This window comes from Streptomyces sp. P9-A2 (assembly GCF_036634175.1).
GTDB lineage: Bacteria > Actinomycetota > Actinomycetes > Streptomycetales > Streptomycetaceae > Streptomyces > Streptomyces pratens.
Window position 1 is genome coordinate 7,702,999 of the sequence record NZ_JAZIFX010000001.1, and the last position, 20,863, is coordinate 7,723,861.

Genomic DNA, 20,863 nt, shown 5'->3' on the forward strand with positions numbered 1-20,863 from the left:
GGAGAAAGCCTCTATGCCTGCTGCGCGGGGAGTGCGGGACCGCTCGGGGCCGGGACCGCCTGCGTGCCGGACCACGCGGAGAGCAGCTCGACGGCCTGCTCCGCGTTGAGCCGGGGGTCGCACAGACTGGTGCGCCGCATGGCCTCTCCCTCGTACACGGAGAGATCGGCGGCGCACTCCAGGACGTCGTCGGGCGTGGTCTCCAGGTGCAGTCCGCAGGCCGTGCCACCCGCCTCCGTCACGGCTCGCAGGAACCCCCGCACCTCCCGCGCCATGGTCTCCATCAGACGGGTCTTGTGCCCGTCCGGGGCGGTGACGGTGTTGCCGTGCATGGGGTCGCTGAGCCAGATCACCGGGTGACCGGCCGCCCGGACCGCCTCGACGAGCGCGGGAAGGCGGTCGGCGACCAGATCGGCGCCCATGCGCGCGACCAGAATGAGCCGGCCCGGGTCCCGCAGCGGGTCGAGCAGCTCGCACAGGGCGGTGACCTCGGCCGCCGTGGTGGTCGGACCGACCTTCACGCCGACCGGATTGTCGATACCGGCGACGAGGTCGAGGTGCGCGCCGTCCAGCTGCCGCGTCCGCTCGCCGATCCACGGCAGGTGGGTGGAGCCGAGCCAGCGGCGTCCGTCGCCCGTCTCGCGGACCATCGGTTCCTCGTAGTCGAGGACGAGCGCCTCGTGACTCGTCCACAACCGGGTCTCGTCCGGCGACTGGCGTCCGGCGGCCGCCGGCGCGTGCCAGCCGAGGTGCTCCATGACGTCACTGGCCGACATGTACGAGGTGAGCAGCCGCAGCGGGTCGTGCCGCCGGCTCTCCGCGTCTGGCTTGGGACCGTTGACCATGTGGCCCCGGTACACCGGCAGTTTCAGGCCTCCGACCAGCTCCACGGGCCTGGACCGTGGCTTGGCGAATTGGCCCGCGACGCGTCCGATCCGCACGACGGGGATGCCGGTGGCAGCCTCCATCGTCGCGGCGAGCAGGTCGAGCACCGCGGTCTTGCGCGCGACGTGCACGGCGTCGCACTCCGCCGGGTTCTCCGCACAGTCCCCAGCCTGCACCACCAGCGCCTCGCCGCGGGCCACGCGGGCCAGCTGCGTCCGCAGCGCGCTGACGTCCTCGGCCCGCACCAGCGGCGGACATGCGGCCAGTACCTCCCGGATGCGCCGGACCTGTGACGGGTCGTCCCACTCGGGTTGTTGCAGGGCCGGCTTACGCATGTCGGTCACGGCTTTTCCCACGTTGGGTCTCCGGTGAAAATCGGTCGGATTAAGACTGAGATCGGCGGGGATGATCCTCGAAGACCCTCCGGCTTTCTCTGAAGAGCGCCGTGAAAGGTCGGGAACGGGTTGCGTACCCCAGGGGACGGAGCCGCATCGTGGATGTGCCGGTCCGAGTTTTTCACCGGCCAGCGTCCCGCCCCAATCCCCTGGGGATCCCCTACACACCCCTTATTCACGCGCCGAAGCCCTTCGGCCCCGACGGCGCAGGTCATGTGTCTCGAATTCAGAGCCCGAATTCAGAGGGTGCAGGCCCGGCCGAAGCACGCGTCGAGCAGCTCGGCCGGCGCGCGCAGCACGATGTCGGGGTTCTCCGCGAGGAGGGTCGGCTCGTCGGTCTCACCCCACAGGGCGGCGACGGCGGTGACGCCGGCGCCCCGCGCGCTGTTCAGGTCGGTGACCGCGTCGCCGACCATCACCGTCCGCGCGGGGTCGGAGTCGAGCACGGCGAGTGCTTTGAGGACGATGTCGGGGGCGGGCTTGGGCCGGTCCACCTCGTCGGAGCCGATCACCACGGTGAACAGGTCGAGGAGCCCGAGCTGTTCGAGGAGCGACCGGGCCCGCGGCCCGCTCTTGCCCGTGGCCACGGCGAGCCCGATGCCGTGGGCGCGCAGCTCCCGCAGCATCTCCGGCACGCCGTCGAAGACGGGCACCAGGTGCGCGAGCCGGTAGCTCTCGCGGACGAACGGGACCTCCATCTCCAGCGGCAGGCCCATGATCTCCATGATGTCGGGGAAGTAGCGGCCCAGGTGCCGCTCGTACTCCTCGAACGGGGGCTCGCCGTCCCCCACCACCTCGGCGTACGCGGTGGTGAACGCCTGCCGCATCACGGCGAAGCTGTTGACCAGCACCCCGTCGAGATCGAAGACGACAGCGGTCGTCCCCCGCGCCCCGCCGTCTGGACAGCCGTGGCCGTCGGGAGCGTCGGGGCGATCGGGAAGGGCGTGGCCCTGGGTGGTGCCAAGACGGTCCATGGCGCTGTGGTGCTCTCTTTCGCAGGGCGGTGGCTTCGTGTGGGGGACTGGTCGAACCGGTGGTCGGTCGTGCCTGTCACGCGCGGTGCGACGGGGCCTTCTCCCGAGCGGCGTCCGCCGAGGAGTAGATCCGTTCGATGGCGCCGATGGTGCGGCGCGCCTCCTCGACGGCCCGGTGCGGGCCAGCCGGGCCGTGCAGCTGGGTGAGCAGCTCGTCCAGCTGCCGGTCGTACTCCGTGCCGATGGGCTCGCCGGGCACCGGGAGCGCACGGGTCCGCCCGTCGGCGGTGAGGGTCAACTCCGGGTGCTCCAGGCGGTTGGGGCTGAAGCCGAACGTGCACCGCAGCGTCGCGGAGCCCTCGGTCCCCTCTACCCGGACGCGGGTGACGTCGCGCTCCTCGTGCGAGGCCCAACTGGCGTGCAGCGAGACGGAGACACCGCCGTCGGTGACGAGGAAGGCACGGGCGGTGTCCTCGACGTCGATGACGTCGGAGCGCCTGCTCTCCCCGCCGTCCTCGGCACGCCAGGAGACCCGGGCGGTGTCCCGCGCGATGAAGTCGTCCGAGACCGCGCCAGTGACCTGCGCGAAGTCCGCGGTGCCCAGCAGCGGAGCGGCGATGTCGAACAGGTGCCACCCCAGGTCCACCAGGGCCCCGCCGCCGGACAGTCGGCCCCGGGTGAACCAGCCGCCTGCGTCCGGGACACCGCGGGCCCGCACCCAGGACAGCTCGACGTGGCGGACGGTGCCCAGTTCCCCGGCGCTCGCGAGCAGGGCCCGCACGTCGCCGCGGTGGCGGGCGGCGCTGCCGGCCAGGAGCCTTACGCCGCCCGCGTGTTCGGCCTTGCCCAGCTGCCGGGCCTGCGCCGAGGTCAGACACACCGGCTTCTCGAGGAAGACCGGGATGCCCTTGAGGAGCAGGCTGCAGGCGATCTCGCAGTGCAGGTGGTTGGGGACGGCCACGATGGCCAGGTCCACCTGTGCCGGGTCGACCTCGTGCACGGCCGCCATGATCGGCACGTTGGGGAACTCGGCGGTGACCGCCGCCCGTGAGGCCGCGTCGGGGTCGACCGCCGCGGTCAGGGCGAAGCCGGGGTGGCGGCCCAGCCGGGGCAGCCAGATGGAGCGGGCCGCCCAGCCGAGCCCCATCACCGCGGTGCGGACCGGCCAGCCGTCCTGATGCGTCGTCATGAGTCGAGCACGTCGGCGACGACGGCGGCAACCTCGTGCATCTGCTCCTCGGTCCCGAGCAGGGTCCGGTGGTGCAACCAGATGCAGTCGGAGGTCAGCGCCTCCGACTGCGGGCAGCGGCGGGCCAGTTCGTCCACCGACAGCTCCGGCGCGCCCATCTCCCAGAAGGCATCCGTGCGGTAGACGGACCGGAAGGCGACGAACGCCGGAACGCCCCGCTCGATGAGGGTGTCGACGACCTGCGCGCGCCGCTCCTCGGTGATGCCCGGCACCCGGAACATCGCCATGTAGTGCGGGTTGCGGTCGGTGCGCGGGTCCATCCGCTGCGGTACGACGCCGGGGATCTCCGCGAGCAGGGAGGACAGCACCGGCCAGCGCTCCTCGCGCGTGTCGATCTGCCCGCCCAGGCGCGCGAGCTGGGCGCGCAGCACCGCGGCGGAGAACTCGTTGAGCCGGAAGTTGGAGCCCGAGGTGCGATGGAAGTAGCCGCGGTCGCCGCGGGGGCGTCCGCAGCTGTGCCGGACGAAGGCGTGCTCGGCCATGTCCGTGTTCGGGAACAGCACCGCGCCGCCCTCGCCCGCGGTCATCAGCTTGCCGTTCTGGAAGGAGAAGGCGGCGGCCGAGCCCAGCTCGCCGACCCGCTTGCCGTTCCAGGTGGCACCCTGCGCGTGGGCGGCGTCCTGGATCAGGGGCACGCCCGTGTCGGCGGAGACCTTGGCCAGGGCGTCCATGTCGGCGAACTGGCCGGCCATGTGCACGGGCATGATGGCGCGGGTCTTCGAGGTCACGGCCTTCGCCGCTTCGGCCGCGTCCAGGCAGTACGTCTCCGGGTCCACGTCCACCGGCACCACGACCGCGCCGAGGCGCTGAGCGGCCTGGGACGAGGAGATGAAGGTGAAGGCGGGCACGATCACCTCGGTCTCCGGCCCGACCCCCAACACCTCCAGGGCCAGTTCGAGGGCGTGCGTGCCGTTCGTGACGGCCAGGGCGTGCTCACTGCCGTGGTACTCGGCGAACTCCTGCTCGAAGGCGTCGACTTCGCCGCCGCTCATGCGCCACCACTGGCCCTGCTCCAGGGCACGGATGAGGCCGGTCCGCTCCGCGTCGTCGTACTGCGGCCACGCGGGAAGGTCCGAACCGAGTTGCACACCACTGCTCATGCTGTTCCCTGCTCCTTCGGTCTATGCGTATGCGAATGCTGCCGTCGGCGATCGCCGCGGGGGGCACTGGGCGGAACTGCCCGTCACGGATAGGGGTGTTCACGCGGATGCCGGCATGGGAGGCGCGACCGTCGGCGCGGTCCACGCGCTGGGCAGCAGGCCCGGGAGGGGCTCGGTCGTCGCGATTAGCACGTTAACCCGTGCTTGGCGAGACGTCATTCCCCTGTGGCACCCCCTATGTTCCCCCTTGTGATTGCACGCATACCGGGGTCCGGTGCTCTGCCGTCGGCCCCCGTGCTATAAAAACCACTTCCCGGTGGTTCCGTACTTACGGATAAAGGTGCGCAGTGAGCAGACTTCTCTTGGTGAACGGGCCGAATCTCGGCATACTCGGGAGTCGTCAGCCCGAGATCTACGGGACGGACACGCTCGCCGACATCGAAGGACGGGTCGCCGAAGAAGTGGCGGACCGCGGCTGGAAAGTGGACGCGTTCCAGCACGACGGCGAGGCGGAGATGATCCGCACGATCCAGGACAACTACGACTCGGTCGGCGCGATCGTCAATCCCGCCGCCCTGATGATGGCCGGCTGGGGACTGAGGGACGCGCTGGCCAACTACCCGCGCCCGTGGATCGAGGTTCACCTCTCTAACGTCTGGGCCCGCGAGCAGTTCCGCCACGAGTCGGTGACCGGCCCGCTCGCCACCGGAGTGATCTTCGGCCTGGGTGCCACGGGCTACCGGCTCGCCGCCCGCGCGCTGCTGGACAAGGTCACCGACCACTGACCCGGTGCCACCGGCGCCCCCCGGCCGTCGCGCGCCGCGACGCCGCCACGCACACGACTGAGATCCGAGGACACGACACCATGCCCCAGATACAGACGGCGGAAGCAGTGCTGGCCGCCCACCGCGACCGGTTGCGCCCCGTCGACCGGCTGATCCCGGAGGCCGCCGCGCTGCCGGAGCCCGGCGAGGGCGAAGAGATCCTGGAGGCCGAGGGGGCACAGGGCCTGCTGACCCACGTCCGGGTCGACCCCGAGGCGCTGGAGGCCGTGCTCGGCCCGCTGGACCGGTGGGAGCTGACCCCGCGGGTCACGGGACCCGAGGCGATGGCCGCCCTGCTGACTCGCTGGCAGGACCACATGCGCAGCCACCCGGAGGCCCCCGGCGCGGACTCGATGGCCGCCGTCGAGTGGCCCAGCCGCGACGTGGCCATGACCAAGGTGCTGCGCTCCTTCGGGTTCGTGCCCGAGTTCGTGATGATCGGCCGGATCAAGGGCACCGCCCCGGTGCCGGAGACGCGCCGGGTCCAGGTGCGCCGCGCCACCCCCGCGGACAGCGAGGCGGTCTGCGAACTCCAGATGGTGGAGACCCGGTTCGACGCCGCCGTGAGCGGCGCGGAGGAGCGGGCCACGACCGAGGCGCTGCTGCGCGAGGAGATCACCACCTCGTTCAAGCGCGACGAGCCGCTAATCTGGGTCGCCGAGTACGAGGGCGACATCGTCGGCATGCACCGCGGCGAGGACCCCTCCGAGATGCAGCAGGCCTGGCTCGCGACGAAGATCACCGTCACCCCCGTCGCACACCTGGTCTGCCAGGCCGTCAAGGAGGGCTGTCGGGGCCTGGGCATCGGCACCGCCCTCGCCAACCAGGTCCACGCCGACCTGGACGCCATGGGCATGGGCGCCTCGGTCGGCTACCACGCGATGTTCAACCCGATCTCCACTCCATTCTGGCACCGGCACGGATGGCGTCCGTACTGGAACCGCTGGATGCGCACCCCGGCCGTCTGACGGCACCCCGGCGAGAATTCGTACGAACCCTGTGGAGACGAACATGCTGGTGCAGGCGCTGGAGGAACGGGCCGACACCGTTCCGTACCTCACGGCCCTCGAATGCGAGGGCGAGGAGCTCACCTTCCGGGAGGCGCACGAGCGGGCCGACCGGCTCGCCCGCCACCTGGTCGCCCAGGGGGTGGGACCCGACCGCGTCGTCGCGGTCATGCTGCCGCGCTCCACGGACCTCCTCGTGGCGCTCCTCGCGGTGCTGAAGGCGGGCGGCGCCTACCTCGCGCTCGACCCGGAACACCCCGACGAGCGCGTCGCGTTCCAGGTCCGCGACGCCGCCCCCGTCGTGCTGCTGACCTCGTCCCGCATCGACGCCGACCGCACCCGGCTGGGCTTGCCCACCGTCGTCCTCGACGACCCGGCGACCGCCGAGACCCTGGCAGGCTTGCCCGCCGGGCACCTCACGGACGCCGAGCGGACCGCCCCGACGGGCCCCGAGGACCTCGCCTACGTCATCTACACCTCGGGCTCCACCGGCACCCCCAAGGGCGTCGAGATCCCCGTGCGCGCCCTGCACAACCTCCTGGAGGCGATGCGGGAGCGGCTGGGCCTGGGCCCCGGCGACCGCATGCTGTCGGTGACCACCGCCACCTTCGACATGTCGGTGCCCGAGCTGTTCCTGCCGTACTACACCGGCGCCCGCGCGGTCATCGCGCCCCGGGCCACCGGACAGGACCCGCAGGCGCTGGGGGACCTGATCGTCCGCCGGGAGATCGGCACCGCGCAGGCCACGCCCACCCACTGGCACATGCTGTCCACCGTCAGCCCCGAGGTGCTGCGCGGCCTGCGCATCCTCATCGGCGGCGAGGCGCTCTCGGAGAAGCTGGCCGCGACCCTGCTCGACCTCGGCGCTGAGGTCGTCCAGTGGTACGGGCCCACCGAGACGACCGTGTGGTCCACCGTCCACCCGGTCACCGGCCCCGAGGACGCCGCTGTCATCGGCCGGCCGCTGCGCAACACCCGGCTGTACGTCCTGGACGAGGACCTCGAGCCCGTCGCCCCCGGCACCGAGGGCGAGCTCTTCGTCGCCGGCGACGGCGTGGCGCGCGGCTACCTCAACCGGCCCGAGCTGACCGCCGAGCACTTCCTGCCCGACCGCGACGGTGACGCCCTGATGTACCGCACCGGCGACGTGGTGCGGCTGCGTCCCGACGGCAACCTGGAGTACGTCGGCCGCGCCGACCACCAGGTCAAACTGCACGGCTTCCGCATGGAGCTCGGCGAGATCGAGGCCGCCCTGGAGCGGTCCGAGGACGTCGACCAGGCGGCCGCGACGGTCCGCGAGGACCGGCCGGGCGACCGGCGCCTGGTGGCCTACGTGACCGCCGCCGCGGACCGCACGCCCGACGCCGGGCAGCTGCGCGACTTCGTCGCCGAGGCGCTGCCCCTGTACATGGTGCCGTCCGCCGTGGTGACCCTCGGGGAGTTTCCGCTCACGCCCAACGGCAAGCTCGACCGCAAGGCCCTGCCGGCCCCCGTCGTCACCGCGACGGCCATGGTCGAGACCCACCTCACTCAGTCGGAGCTGCTGCTCGGCAGGCTCTTCGCCGAGGTGCTCGGCATGGGCCAGGTCGGTCCGCGCGACAGCTTCTTCGACCTCGGCGGCTCCTCCGTGCTGGCGGCCCGGCTGCTGGCCCGGGTGCGCTCCGAGATGAACCTGGAACTGTCGATCCGGATGCTCGTGGAGTCCCCGACGCCCGCCGAGCTGTCCCGGCGGCTGACCGGCGAGGAACCCCAGGACTCCTTCGACGTGCTGCTGCCCCTGATGACCAAGGGCTCGGCACGGCCGCTGTTCTGCATGCGCCACCTCGGCGGCACCGCCTGGTGCTACGGCGTGCTCGCCCAGCACTTCAGCCTGGATTACCCCATCTACGGGCTCCAGTCGCACACTTTTCAGGAGTTCGACAGCCCCGTCGACACCATCGCGGCCATGGCGGCGGACTACGCGGACCGCATCGCCGGTGTGCAGCCCGAGGGCCCCTACCGCATTCTGGGCTGGTCCTTCGGCGGCATCCTCGCCCACGCCGTGGCCGCCGAGTTCCAGAAGCGCGGCGAGGAGGTCGAGTTCCTCGGCGTGTTCAACACCAACCCGCACATCACGGATAAGGAAGACCGTGACGAGCAGGGCCTGATCGAGCTGATCCTGCTGATCAACGGCAAGGACCTCGACCAGTACGAGCGCCCCCTGCGCTACGAGGACGTCGCGGAGTTCGCCGACATGGCGACCAACTACGCCTGGCGCGGGAAGAAGAGCGCGGCCGAGACCTTCGTCGAGACCATGCTCACCGACCTCGGCGCCTGGAAGGCGCACACGCCGGAGAAGTACAGCGGCACGATGCATCTGTTCGCGGCCGACCCCAGCCCGGTGGCCGAGGCCGCCTCCAGCGAGGCCTGGGCCCCGTACGTTGCGGGCGAGATCGTCCGCCACGAACTGGGCTGCGGTCACGAGGAGATGCTCAGCAGCCCCCGCGTGCTCGGCACGGTCGCCGAGATCGTCTCCGGCCACCTCGCCGACTGAGCGGTCCGGGAGACAGCCATCACCTACCACCTGGGCATCGACGTGGGCGGCACCAAGGTCGCCCTGCGCGCGGAGCACCCGGACGGCACCGTGCGCGAGGCGGGCTTCCGGTGGCCCAGCGGCGCCGCCGACGCGGCACGGGACCTGGACCTGCTGGTCCGGGAGGTCCGTGAGCTGTGTGCCGGCGCCCCGGACGAGCCGGCGGGCGTCGGCGTGGCGATCCCCGCCACCCTGGACGCGGAGGGCGTCGTCACGGCTTGGCCCAACCGGCCGGACTGGCACGGCCTCGACGTCGGCGGCGCGCTGCGCGGTGCCTTCGCCGCCGCGGACGTCGTCTGCGCCGACGACGGCGACCTCGCGGCCCTCGCCGAGGCGCACGCGGTCGGCCTCCCCGACCTGCTGTACCTCGGGGTCGGCACCGGAATCGGCGGCGGCGTCGTCCTCGGCGGCCGGCTGCTGCCCGGCCCCTCGCGGGGCTCCTGCGAGATCGGCCACCTGATCGTCGACCACCGCTCCGGGGAGCGGTGCGACTGCGGGCGGCACGGCTGCGTGCAGTCCGTCGCCTCGGGCCCCGCCCTCCTGCGCGCCGCCGCCCGCGCCCGCGGCGCCGAGGTCACCTACGACGAACTGGTGCGGGGCTTCGCCGACGACGCCCCTTGGGCCACCGGCCCGGTGGGTGAGGGGTGCGAGGCCCTGGCCGCCGCCGTCGTCGGGGTGTGCGAACTGCTGCACCCCATGACCGTCGTGGTCGGCGGTGGGTTCGCCGACGGCCTGCCCGGTCTCACCGACGCGCTCGCCGCCCGGACGGCGCTCCTGGCCCGCCCCGGCCATCCGCCGCCGGCCGTACGGCCCGCCCGGCTCGGCGGCCTCTCCTCACTGCACGGCGCGGTCCTGCTGGCAAGGACAGGGAACACGGAGAAATGAGGGTCGGGGTGCCCCGCGGGGCACCCCGACCGTTCGCCCCTACACCGCCGAACGCGGCATCTCCGCCAGCACCCGCGCGACGATGTCCTCCGGCAGGTCGCGCACTAGCTCGGCCCCGTCCTTGCCGTCCAGCACGAAGGTCAGCCCCTTCGTCGCCTTCTTGTCCAGCCGTACGAGTTCGACCAGCATGTCCGGGGAGACGTCCGCGGGCAGCTCGTGGGGCAGCCCGTAGTGGCGCACCACCTCCAGGTGCTCCTCCGCCCGCTGCTCGTCGATCCGGTCCAGGGCAAGGGCGAGCCGCCCCGCGAACACGGTGCCGACCGCCACCGCCTCGCCGTGCCGCAGCCGGAAGCCGGTGGCCAGCTCCAGCGCGTGGCCCAGCGTGTGACCGTAGTTGAGCAGATGACGCAGACCGGTGTCGCGCTCGTCGGCGGACACGATCTGCGCCTTGCGCGCCACGCTCGCCGTGATCTGCCCCGGCAGCGACAGCCCCCGCAGGTCGCCGGCGCCGATGAAGTGGCAGCGGGCGATCTCCCCGTAGCCGTTGAGTATCTCCCGCTCCGGCAGGGTCTCCAGATAGTCGGTGTCGCACAGCACGGCACTGGGCTGCCAGTAGGCGCCGACGAGGTTCTTGCCCTCGGGCGTGTTCACCGCGGTCTTGCCGCCGACACTGGCGTCCACCTGCGCGAGCAGCGTGGTCGGCAGATGCACCACGGGCACCCCGCGGTGGAACAGGGAGGCGGCGAGACCCACGACGTCCGTCGTCGTGCCGCCGCCGACGGAGACGACCACGTCGTCACGGGTCAGGCCGAAACGCACGAACTCCCGGCACAAGGACTCGACCGTGCCGAGCGTCTTGTCCTTCTCACCGTCGCGCGCCCGCACGACCAGCGAGAGCACCCCGGGGTCGGGCACCCAGGCGTCGGGCCGAGCCGAGACCACCGCGGCGCGCCGCGCTCCCAGCCGCTCGACGACCCCGGCCAGCGAGTGCCGCACCCCGGGGCCGATGTCGACGGCGTAGGAGCGCTCGCCGAGTTCCACCTGGATGCGGGTGTGAGGGTGTACGAAATCCGTCATGTCTGCGCGTGTCCCTTTTCCTGAGGGTCCCGCCACGGCGGAGGCGGCCGGGAAACATCCCGATCCCAGGGTGTCGGCGGAATGCGACGCCCGCTTTTCGCGGGTGCATTTCGGGCCGACGGCCGACAACGCAATGACTATTGGTCCGGCGGTGCAGCCTAATGTCGCAGGCCCGCCGCACCAAACGCCCGCGGATTAATTCTGGTCACTCTTCAAGTTAGGGATGCCTAGGGGGGTGATGAGGGGGTCCGTGAGGAGTTACGGGTGGCAAGACTGTCCCGGGTAGGTGGAACCATCTGCCATTGCGGGCTGCCCGTCTGCTGTCGCCCCGGAAGGATGACGACACATGTTGCGTACGGAGCTGATTCGGCCGCTACCCGAGCTGCTGGCCCACCAGGCTCGGCACTTCGGAGCCAAGGTCGCCTACCGTGATGCCCGACGGAGCGTCAGTTACACCGATCTGGAGGCACGGACCCGGCGACTGGCCGGCCACCTCGCTGATTTGCGGCTGCAACCAGGCGATCGTGCCGCGATCTGTCTGGGCAACCGCGTCGAGACCGTCGAGAGCTACTACGCCATCACCCGAGCCAGCGCCATCGGCGTCCCGGCCAATCCGCGCAGCAGCGACGCGGAACTCGCGCACCTCCTCGACGACAGCGGCGCCCGGATCGTCGTCACCGACCACCCGCACGTGGAACAGCTGCGGCGCCTGCTGCCGGACCGGCCCCACCTGACGGTCGTCCTGGTCGGCGACGAGCCGCTGCCGCCCGGCTTCCTCTCCTACGAGGCCTTCGCGACCCGTGAGCCCGCCACGCCGGCCCGGGACGACCTCGGTCTCGACGACCTCGCATGGATGCTCTACACCTCCGGAACCACCGGTAGACCCAAGGGAGTTCTTTCCACCCAGCGCAACTGCCTGTGGTCGGTGGCCGCCTGCTACGTGCCGGTCCCCGGACTGGGCCCCGAGGACCGGGTCGTCTGGCCGCTCCCCCTCTTCCACAGCCTCTCGCACATCGCCTGCGTGCTCTCCGTGGTGGCCGTCGGCGCCACCGCGCGCATCGTCGACGGCCTGTCGGCCGAGGACGTGCTGACCGCACTGGAGGAGGAGCGCGCCACCTTCCTGGCCGGTGTCCCCACCCTGCTGCACTACCTGCTCGACGCGGCCCGCGACCGCGGCTTCACCGCCCCCCGGCTCCGGGTGGCCCTGGTGGGCGGCGCGGTCACCACCGCCTCGCTGCGCCGCTCGTTCGAGCGTGTCTTCGGCATCCCCCTCATCGACGCCTATGGCTCCACCGAGACCTGCGGTGCCATCACCGTCAACTGGCCCTCGGGCGCCAGGACGGAGGGCTCCTGCGGACTGCCGGTGGTGGGCCTGGGCGTACGCCTGGTCGACACGCAGACCGGTGAGGACGTCGCCGACGGCCGGGAGGGCGAGGTGTGGGTGCGCGGCCCGAGCGTCATGGCCGGTTACCACAACCAGCCCGAGGCCACCGCGGCCGCCTTCCACGACGGCTGGTACCGCACCGGCGACCTGGCCCGCTGCGACGAGGCCGGGTACTTCACCATCACCGGCCGCAGGAAGGAACTGATCATCCGCGCGGGGGAGAACATCCACCCCGGCGAGGTGGAGGAGGTCCTGCGCACCGTCCCCGGAGTCGCCGACGTCGCGGTGGTCGGCAAGCCGCACAACGTGCTCGGCGAGGTACCGGTCGCGTTCATTGTCCCCGGCCCCCAGGGACCGGACACGGAAGCGCTGTTCGCCGCGTGCCGCGAGCACCTCTCCTACTTCAAGGTGCCGGAGGAGCTCTACGAGATCGAGGCGATCCCGCGCACCGCCTCCGGCAAGATCGTCCGACACCGGCTCCTCGAGACCCCCGCGCGGCTGCGCGCCACCAGCAGCGGCCTGTACGACTCGTTGTTCCGCGTCGACTGGATACCCAGCTCCCCGATCTCCTTCGGCGCGGCCCGGGGCAAGCAGGGCGGCTGGGCGCTGGCCGGCCCCGACCCGCTCGGCGTGGCCGCCGCGCTGCGCGATGCCGGCACCCCGTGCGAGGTCGCCTCCGACCGGGCCGCCGTCCGTACGCCGGCCGACGGCACGGACGTCCTCCTCCTGGACCGGACCGCCTACGACTCCGGCGCGGGCATCGAGGAGTTCGTCGCCTCCCTCCAGGACCGGCTGGCCGACGACCACGACCGGCACGTCACGCTCGTGGTGCTCACCCGGCGCGCCGTGGCCGCCGGTGACGGCGAGGACGTGCTGGATCCCGCGCACACCCCGCTGTGGGGCCTCGTCCGCGCCCTGCAGACCGAGCATCCCGGCCGGCTCGTCCTCGCCGACCTCGACACCGACGGCCTCGGCGCCGACGGCGCACGGCCCCTGGTCGCCGCCGTCAACGCCGGTGAGCCGCAGTTCGCCGTCCGCTCCGGGGTCGCCCTGCTGCCGCGCCTGGCCCGCGTCTCCATGGACGTCGAGGCGGCTCCGCGGCCGCTGCTCGACCCCGACGGGACGGTCCTGGTCACCGGTGCCGCCACCGCCCAGGGCGCGGCCCTCGCCCGCCACCTCGCGACCGCGCACGGCGCCCGCCACCTGCTCCTCGCCCACACCCCGGGCCACGGCGACGAGAGCGTGCAGACCCTGTGCGAGGACCTCGCCCGGACCGGCGCCCGCGCCACCGCCGTCGCCTGCGACCCGAGCGACCGTGCCGCCCTCGCCGCACTGCTGGCCGAACGGGGCAGGCCCCCGCTGACGGCCGTCGTGCACGCGGAGGAGATCACCGGCACCGGCACCGTGTCCGCCGCGGCCCACGCCCTGCACGACATGACCGCCGGCCTCGACCTGCGCGCGTTCGTCCTGTGCTCCTCGCCCCTCGGCGTCCTCGGCGCCCCCGGCGCCGGCGACATCGCCTCCGAGTGCGCCGCCCTGGACGCCCTGGCCCAGCACCGGCGCGCCGACGGCCTGCCCGCCCTGTCCCTGGCCTGGGGCCCTTGGGCCGACGGCGCCGCCGGAAGCGCCGTCCCCTACGGGGCGGGCGAACTCACCGAACAGCAGGCCTTGGTGATGTTCGACGCCGCGCACGCCGTGGGAGAGGCCGCGTTCGTCGCGATGCGCCTCGACAACGCCGCCCTGCTCACCGGCCCGGTCCCCGCCCCGCTGTGCGGGCTGATCGACACCACGGCCCGCCGGGAGCCGACGGAGACCGCCGACCTGCGCGGCCGGTTGGAAGGCCTGCCCGAGGAGGAGCGGGAGGAGCACCTGCTGCGGCTGGTGCGCGACGAGACCGCCACGGTCCTCGGCCACGATGGCGCCGAGGACGTCCAGACCGACCGGGCATTCAAGGAGATGGGGTTCACCTCCCTGATGGCGGTCTCCCTGCGCGACAGGCTCAACACCGCCACCGGACTGCGGCTCCCCGCCACCAGCGCCTTCGACCACCCCACCCCCGAGGCACTGGCCCGGCAACTGCTGCGCGAGGTCTACGGCGAGCCGGCCGACGAGCCGGGCCCCTCCGCACGGCCCGCGGCGGCCCTAGACGACGACCCGATCGCCATCGTCTCGATGGGGTGCCGGCTGCCCGGCGGCGTCTCGTCCCCCGAGCACCTGTGGCGCCTGGTCGCCGACGGCGACGACGGCCGCTCCCCGTTCCCCTCCGACCGCGGCTGGAACCTCGGCGAACTGTACGACCCCGACCCCGACGCGGCCGGGAAGTCCTACGTCATGGAGGGCGGCTTCCTCGACGACGTCGCCGGCTTCGACGCCGAGTTCTTCGGGATCTCCCCGCGCGAGGCCGTCGCGATGGACCCCCAGCAGCGGCTCCTCCTGGAGACCTCCTGGGAGGTCTTCGAACGCGCCGGCCTGGACGTGGACGCGCTGCGCGGCGCGAGCGTCGGCGTCTTCGCCGGGTCCATGTACCACGACTACACCACCCGCGCGGTACGGCCCACCAAGGAGGTCGAGGGCTACCTCGGCGTGGGCGGCGCGGGCAGCGTCGTCTCCGGCCGGGTGTCCTACACCTTCGGCTTCGAGGGCCCCGCCGTGACGGTGGACACCGCCTGCTCGTCCTCGCTGGTCGCCCTGCACCTGGCCGCCCAGGCGCTGCGCACGGGGGAGTGCTCCCTGGCGCTGGCCGGCGGCGTCACCGTGATGTCGACCCCCGGCAGCTTCGTCGAGTTCTCGCGGCAGCGCGGCCTCGCCCCCGACGGCCGCGTCAAGGCCTTCGCCGCCGGGGCGGACGGCACGAACTGGTCCGAGGGAGTGGCCCTGCTGCTCCTCGAACGGCTCTCCGACGCCCGCCGCAACGGCCACGAGGTCCTCGCCGTCGTGCGCGGCAGCGCGGTGAACCAGGACGGCGCGTCCAACGGCCTGACCGCGCCCAACGGCCCCTCCCAGCAGCGCGTGATCCGGCAGGCGCTGGCCAACGCCGGTCTGACGGCAGCCGACGTGGACGCGGTCGAGGCGCACGGCACGGGCACGTCCCTGGGTGACCCGATCGAGGCCCAGGCCCTCATCGCCACCTACGGCCGGGAACGGCCCGGCGAGGACCGGCCCCTGTGGCTGGGGTCGTTGAAGTCGAACATCGGACACGCCCAGGCCGCCGCCGGCGCGGCAGGCGTGATCAAGATGGTGCAGGCCATGCGGCACGGAGTGCTGCCCAGGACGCTGCACGTCGACGCCCCGACGCCCGAGGTCGACTGGACCCGCGGCGCCGTCGAACTCCTCACCGAGTCCAGGCCCTGGCCCGAGACCGGACACCCGCGCCGCGCGGGAGTGTCCTCCTTCGGGATCAGCGGCACCAACGCCCACGTCCTCCTCGAACAGCCCGAGGATCCCGCGACGCCGCCCGCCGGCAGACCGTCCCCGGCGGACACGCCGGACCGCGCACTGCCCGACGGGCTCCTCCCGTACGTCCTGTCCGCCAAGTCCCCCGAGGCCCTGCGCGCCCAGGCCGGACGCGTCGCCGGTCTCCTCGGAGCCGAGGACGCCCCCTCCCCGGCCGACATCGCCCTCACCCTCGGCGGACGTCAGGCCTTCGCCCACCGCGCGGTCGTCGTCGCCTCCTCCGCGGAAGAGGCCCGCACCGCCCTGGCCGGCCTCGCCGCCGGCGACGGCACGACAGGCACCGCCACCGGCGGCCGACTCGCGTTCGTCTTCTCCGGCCAGGGCGCCCAGCGCCCCGGAGCGGGCCGCGAACTGTACGACGCGTTCCCCGCCTACGCCCGCGCCTTCGACGAGGCCTGCGCCGCCCTCGACCACGGACTCGAACGCCCCCTGCGCGACATCGTCTTCGCCGAACCCGGCACCCCCGAGGCGGACCTGCTCGACCGGACCGCCTACACCCAGGCGGCCCTGTTCGCCGTGGGCGTCGCCCTCTACCGGCTCGTCGAGTCCTGGGGCGTGCGCCCCGACCTGGTCGCCGGCCACTCCATCGGTGAACTCGCCGCCGCCCACGTCGCCGGCGTCTGGTCCCTGGAGGACGCCGCGACCCTGGTCGCCGCCCGCGGCGCGATGATGCAGCGCCTCCCCGAGGGCGGCGCCATGATCGCCGTACAGGCCACCGAGGACGAGGTCGCCGCCGAGACGACCGGGGCGGTCGCCGTCGCGGCGCTCAACGGCCCCGAGGCCGTGGTCCTCTCCGGCGACACCCCCGCCGTCGAAGCGGCGGCCGCCCGGTTCGCCGCCCTCGGCCGCCGGACGAAGCGGCTGCGCGTCTCGCACGCCTTCCACTCGGCGCGCATGGAGCCCATGCTGGACGCCTTCCGCGACGTCGCCGCCCGGCTGGACTTCCACGCCCCGGACCTGCCCGTCGTCTCCAACCTCACCGGCACCCTCGCCGACCCCGGCGAACTGCGCACCCCCGACTACTGGGTGCGGCACGTCCGCGGCACCGTCCGCTTCGCCGACGGCCTGCGCACCCTGCGCGAACAGGGCGTCACCACCGTGCTCGAACTCGGCCCCGGCGGAGTGCTGACCGCCATGGCGCAGGACAGCCTCCCCGAGGACGTCGACTGCGTGGCCGCACTGCGCGACGGACGGCCCGAACCCGCGACGCTGCTCACGGCCATCGGCCGCGCCCACACCAGGGGCGCCCCCGTCGACTGGGCCGCCCTGCTCGCGGGCGGCGACGCCCGCGCCACCACCGCCGTACCGACCTACGCCTTCCAGCACCGGCGCTACTGGCTCGACGCCACCCCCGCCGCCGGCGACCTCAGCGCCGCGGGCATCACCGCGGCACAGCACCCGCTGCTCGACGCGACGGTGGAAGTGCCCGAGGCCGACGCCGTCACCTTCACCGGCCGCCTCTCCTTGGCCGACCGGCCCTGGCTCGCCGACCACGCGGTCGGCGGCACCGTCCTGCTGCCCGGAACGGCCCTCGTCGAGATGACCGTCCGGGCCGGCGACGAGGTCGGCTGCGGAAGCGTCCGCGAACTCGTCCTGGCCGCACCCCTGGCACTGCCCGAGACCGGCGCCGTCCGCATCAGGGTGCACGTCGGCGCCCCCGACGGGACCGGCGACCGCCCCGTCTCCGTCCACTCCCGCCCCGACGGCGACGAGGGCCCCTGGACCCGCCACGCGAGCGGCACCCTCACGGAACCCGGCGACGCCCCCGGCCCCGACACCGGAGCCTGGCCCCCGCCAAACGCCACGGCCGTGCCCGTCACCGACTTCTACCCGCGGCGCGCCCGGGACGGCTACGCCTACGGCCCCGCCTTCCAGGGACTGAGCGCCGCGTGGACCCTCGGCGAGGAGGTCTTCGCCGAGGTCGCCCTCGACGACGAGCACCACGACGACGCCGCCCAGTTCGGCCTGCACCCCGCCCTCTTCGACGCCGCCCTGCACCCCAGCGCCTTCGGCGCCGTCGACGAACCCGCCGACGGATCCCGTCTGCTGCCCTTCGCGTGGAACGGCGTACGCCTGCACGCCGCCGGCGCCAAGGCCCTGCGGGTGCGGATCACCCCCGCCGGAGAGAACGCGGTCGGCCTGCGCGTCACCGACACCACCGGCGCCCCGGTCGCCGACGTCGACTCCCTCGTCCTGCGCCCCGTGGCCGCCGAACGGCTGCGCCCCGCCGGACCGACCGGACACGAGTCGCTGTTCCGCACCGAGTGGACACCGCTGCCGGTCACGGCCCGCCCGGACGGCCTCGACGGCTTCCGCGTCCTCGAAGCCACCGGCGACGGCACCCAGCCCGAGGCCGTCCACGCACTGACCGCCCGCGTCCTCGAACACCTCCAGACGTTTCTGGCCGACACCGAAACCGACGACAGCGCGCGGCTCCTCGTGCTCACCCGGGGCGCCGTCACCGTCCGCGACGGCGAGAACGCCACCGACCCGGCCGCGGCCGCCGTCTGGGGCCTCGTGCGCTCCGCTCAGTCCGAACACCCCGGCCGCCTCGTCCTGGCCGACACCGACCACCTCGACACCTCCCGCGACGCGCTCACCGGGCTCCCCGCAGTCGCCGACGCCCTGGAAGAGACGCAGTTCGCGGTGCGGGACGGCGAGGTCACCGTGCCCCGCCTCGTCCCCGCCGCCGGACCCGCCCTAACCGTCCCCGGGGACACCGGCGCCTGGCACCTCGACACCACCGGGCCCGGCACCCTGGAGAACCTTGCCCTCGTACCGGACGCCGACCCCGGCCCCCCGGCCCACGGCCAGGTCCGCGTCGCCGTCCGCGCCGCGGGCATAAACTTCCGCGACGTCATGATCGCCCTGGACATGTACCCCGGCGAGGCCGCGATCGGCGGCGAGGCGGCTGGCGTCGTCCTCGCGACCGGCCCCGGCGTCGACGGCCTGAAGCCCGGCGACCGGGTCATGGGACTCTTCCCCGGCGGCGCGTTCGGCCCCGAGGCCACCACCGACCACCGCAGGCTCGTCCGCGTCCCCGCCGGATGGACCTTCGCCCAGGCCGCCGCCGCGCCCATCGCGTTCCTCACCGCCCTCTACGGCCTGCGCGACCTGGCCGACGTCCGGCCCGGCGAGACCGTCCTCGTCCACGCCGCAGCCGGCGGCGTCGGCATGGCCGCCGTCCAGATCGCCCGCCACCTCGGCGCCGAGGTCTGTGGCACCGCGAGCCCCGGCAAGTGGGACACCCTGCGCGCCCAGGGACTCGACGACGCCCACATCGCCAACTCCCGCACCACCGCCTTCGAACAGCACTTCCTCGACACCACCGGCGGACGCGGCGTCGACGTCGTCCTCGACGCCCTCGCCGGCGAGTTCGTCGACGCGTCGCTGCGCCTGCTCCCGCGCGGCGGCCGCTTCCTCGAAATGGGCAAGACCGACATCCGCGACGCCGTCGAGGTCGCCGAACGCCACCCCGGGGTGCGGTACCGCGCCTACGACCTCGTCGAGGCGGACCACGACCGGGTGCGCGAACTGCTGGACGAACTCGTCGCCCTCTTCGACCGCGGCGCCCTCACCCCCCTGCCCGTGACCGCGTGGGACGTACGCCAGGCCCCGGACGCCTTCCGGCACCTCAGCAGGGCCCGCCACATCGGCAAGGCCGTCCTGACCCTGCCTCACCGGCCCGACCCCGACGGCACCGTCCTGGTCACCGGCGGCACCGGCTCCCTCGGCGCACTCGTCGCCCGCCACCTCGTCACCGCGCACGGCGCCCGCAACCTGCTCCTCACCAGCAGGAGCGGCCCCGACGCACCCGGCGCCCGGGAACTCGCCGCCGAACTCACCGCACTGGGCGCGACCGTCACCGTCGAGGCCTGCGACGCCGCCGACCGCGACGCGCTCGCCGCGCTGCTGGCCTCCGTCCCGGCGACCGCGCCCCTCACGGCGGTGGTGCACACCGCCGGCGTCGTCGACGACGGCGTACTGGCGGCCCTCACCCCCGGGCGGACGGCCACCGTCCTGCGGCCCAAGGCCGACGCCGCCCTCCACCTGCACGACCTGACCCGGGACCTCGACCTCGCCGCCCTGGTGCTGTTCTCCTCGGCCGCGGGCACCCTCGGCAACCCCGGACAGGCCAACTACGCGGCCGCCAACTCCTTCCTCGACGGCCTCGCCCACGTCCGCCGCGCCGAGGGACTGCCCGCCACATCGCTCGCCTGGGGCCTGTGGTCCCACGCGAGCGGCATGACCGGCACCCTCGCCGAGGCCGACCTGCGGCGCACCGCACGCGACGGCATGCTGGGACTGACCGCCGAGGACGGCCTGGCCCTCCTCGACGCCGCCCTGACGAGCGCCGAACCGGTCCTCGTACCGACCCGCCTCGACCTCGGCGTGCTACGCGAACGTGCCGCGTCCGGCACCCTCCCACCGATGCTGCGCGCGCTCGTGCGCGCGCCGCGCCGGACGGCGGCCGCCACCACGGCCGCCGGACACACACTGGCCGAACGGCTCACCGGGCTCCCCGCGGACGAGAAGGCCGCCCTCGTCCTGGACGTGGTCCGCCGGGAGGCCGCCGCCGTCCTCGGCCACTCCGACGCCTCACTGGTCGTACCCGAACGAGCCTTCAAGGAGGCCGGGTTCGACTCGCTGACAGCGGTGGAACTGCGCAACCGGCTCACCAGGGCCGCCGGCACCGGACTGCCGACGACGGCCGTCTTCGACTACCCGGCGCCCACCGCCCTCGCCGACTACCTGCTCAAGGCCATCGACCAGGAGTCCGACCCGGTCACCACCAAACTCGACGCCCTGGAAGCGGCGCTCGACGCCCTGCTGGCGGAGGAGCTGGAACACTCCGGCATCCACTCCCGCCTGCGGTTCCTCGGATCGCGACTCGAAGAGGCCGGCCTGGTCGGCGGCCCGGCCGAGAACACCGACCGGGCCCGGCAGCTCGAAGCCGCCTCCGCCGACGACGTCTACGCCTTCATCGACAACGAGCTCGGGCTCGGCTGACCCGCCCTCAGGCACATCAAGAGGAGATCAGGTTCCATGACCACCGAC

At 73.3% G+C, this 20,863-nt stretch carries 10 protein-coding genes; 5 read left to right on the forward strand and 5 right to left on the reverse strand.

Going from position 1 to position 20,863, the window contains the following annotated elements:
* Window positions 1–11: 11 nt before the first annotated feature.
* From V4Y04_RS34625 to V4Y04_RS34640, 4 genes are all read right to left on the reverse strand, one after another.
* Complete coding sequence (locus V4Y04_RS34625; protein WP_332432264.1) at window positions 12–1,241, reverse strand: 3-deoxy-7-phosphoheptulonate synthase; 1,230 nt, start codon at window positions 1,239–1,241, stop codon at window positions 12–14.
* Window positions 1,242–1,519: 278 nt separating this feature from the next.
* Window positions 1,520–2,254, reverse strand: coding sequence for an HAD-IA family hydrolase (locus tag V4Y04_RS34630; RefSeq protein ID WP_332432265.1), 735 nt, complete (start codon window positions 2,252–2,254; stop codon window positions 1,520–1,522).
* Between the two features lie 76 nt (window positions 2,255–2,330).
* Entirely contained in the window at window positions 2,331–3,443 is a 1,113-nt protein-coding gene (locus tag V4Y04_RS34635) for a Gfo/Idh/MocA family protein (protein ID WP_332432266.1), read from the reverse strand.
* The gene (locus V4Y04_RS34640) at window positions 3,440–4,603 is read right to left on the reverse strand and encodes a DegT/DnrJ/EryC1/StrS family aminotransferase (protein WP_332432267.1); all 1,164 of its coding nucleotides are present in this window, start codon (window positions 4,601–4,603) and stop codon (window positions 3,440–3,442) included. Before V4Y04_RS34640 ends, V4Y04_RS34635 begins: the two co-directional genes overlap by 4 nt.
* Before the next feature lie 347 nt (window positions 4,604–4,950).
* Between V4Y04_RS34640 and V4Y04_RS34645 the strand changes: the two genes are divergently transcribed.
* The 4 genes from V4Y04_RS34645 to V4Y04_RS34660 all read left to right on the forward strand — a co-directional run bounded on the left by V4Y04_RS34645 (window position 4,951) and on the right by V4Y04_RS34660 (window position 9,891).
* The gene (locus tag V4Y04_RS34645; protein WP_332432268.1) at window positions 4,951–5,388 is read left to right on the forward strand and encodes a type II 3-dehydroquinate dehydratase; all 438 of its coding nucleotides are present in this window, start codon (window positions 4,951–4,953) and stop codon (window positions 5,386–5,388) included.
* A gap of 80 nt (window positions 5,389–5,468) precedes the next feature.
* Entirely contained in the window at window positions 5,469–6,395 is a 927-nt protein-coding gene (locus tag V4Y04_RS34650; RefSeq protein WP_332432269.1) for a GNAT family N-acetyltransferase, read from the forward strand.
* A gap of 43 nt (window positions 6,396–6,438) precedes the next feature.
* Window positions 6,439–8,967, forward strand: a complete 2,529-nt coding sequence (locus tag V4Y04_RS34655; RefSeq protein WP_332432270.1) for an amino acid adenylation domain-containing protein — start codon at window positions 6,439–6,441, stop codon at window positions 8,965–8,967.
* Window positions 8,968–9,009: 42 nt separating this feature from the next.
* Window positions 9,010–9,891, forward strand: a complete 882-nt coding sequence (locus V4Y04_RS34660) for an ROK family protein (RefSeq protein WP_332432271.1) — start codon at window positions 9,010–9,012, stop codon at window positions 9,889–9,891.
* Window positions 9,892–9,930: 39 nt separating this feature from the next.
* On the opposite strand, the gene V4Y04_RS34665 is transcribed toward V4Y04_RS34660, so the two are convergent.
* Complete coding sequence (locus V4Y04_RS34665; RefSeq protein WP_332432272.1) at window positions 9,931–10,968, reverse strand: 3-dehydroquinate synthase family protein; 1,038 nt, start codon at window positions 10,966–10,968, stop codon at window positions 9,931–9,933.
* A 346-nt stretch (window positions 10,969–11,314) separates the two neighbouring features.
* Between V4Y04_RS34665 and V4Y04_RS34670 the strand changes: the two genes are divergently transcribed.
* Window positions 11,315–20,815 (forward strand): SDR family NAD(P)-dependent oxidoreductase, encoded by a 9,501-nt coding sequence (locus V4Y04_RS34670; protein WP_332432273.1) that lies wholly within the window; start codon window positions 11,315–11,317, stop codon window positions 20,813–20,815.
* Window positions 20,816–20,863 lie beyond the last annotated feature (48 nt).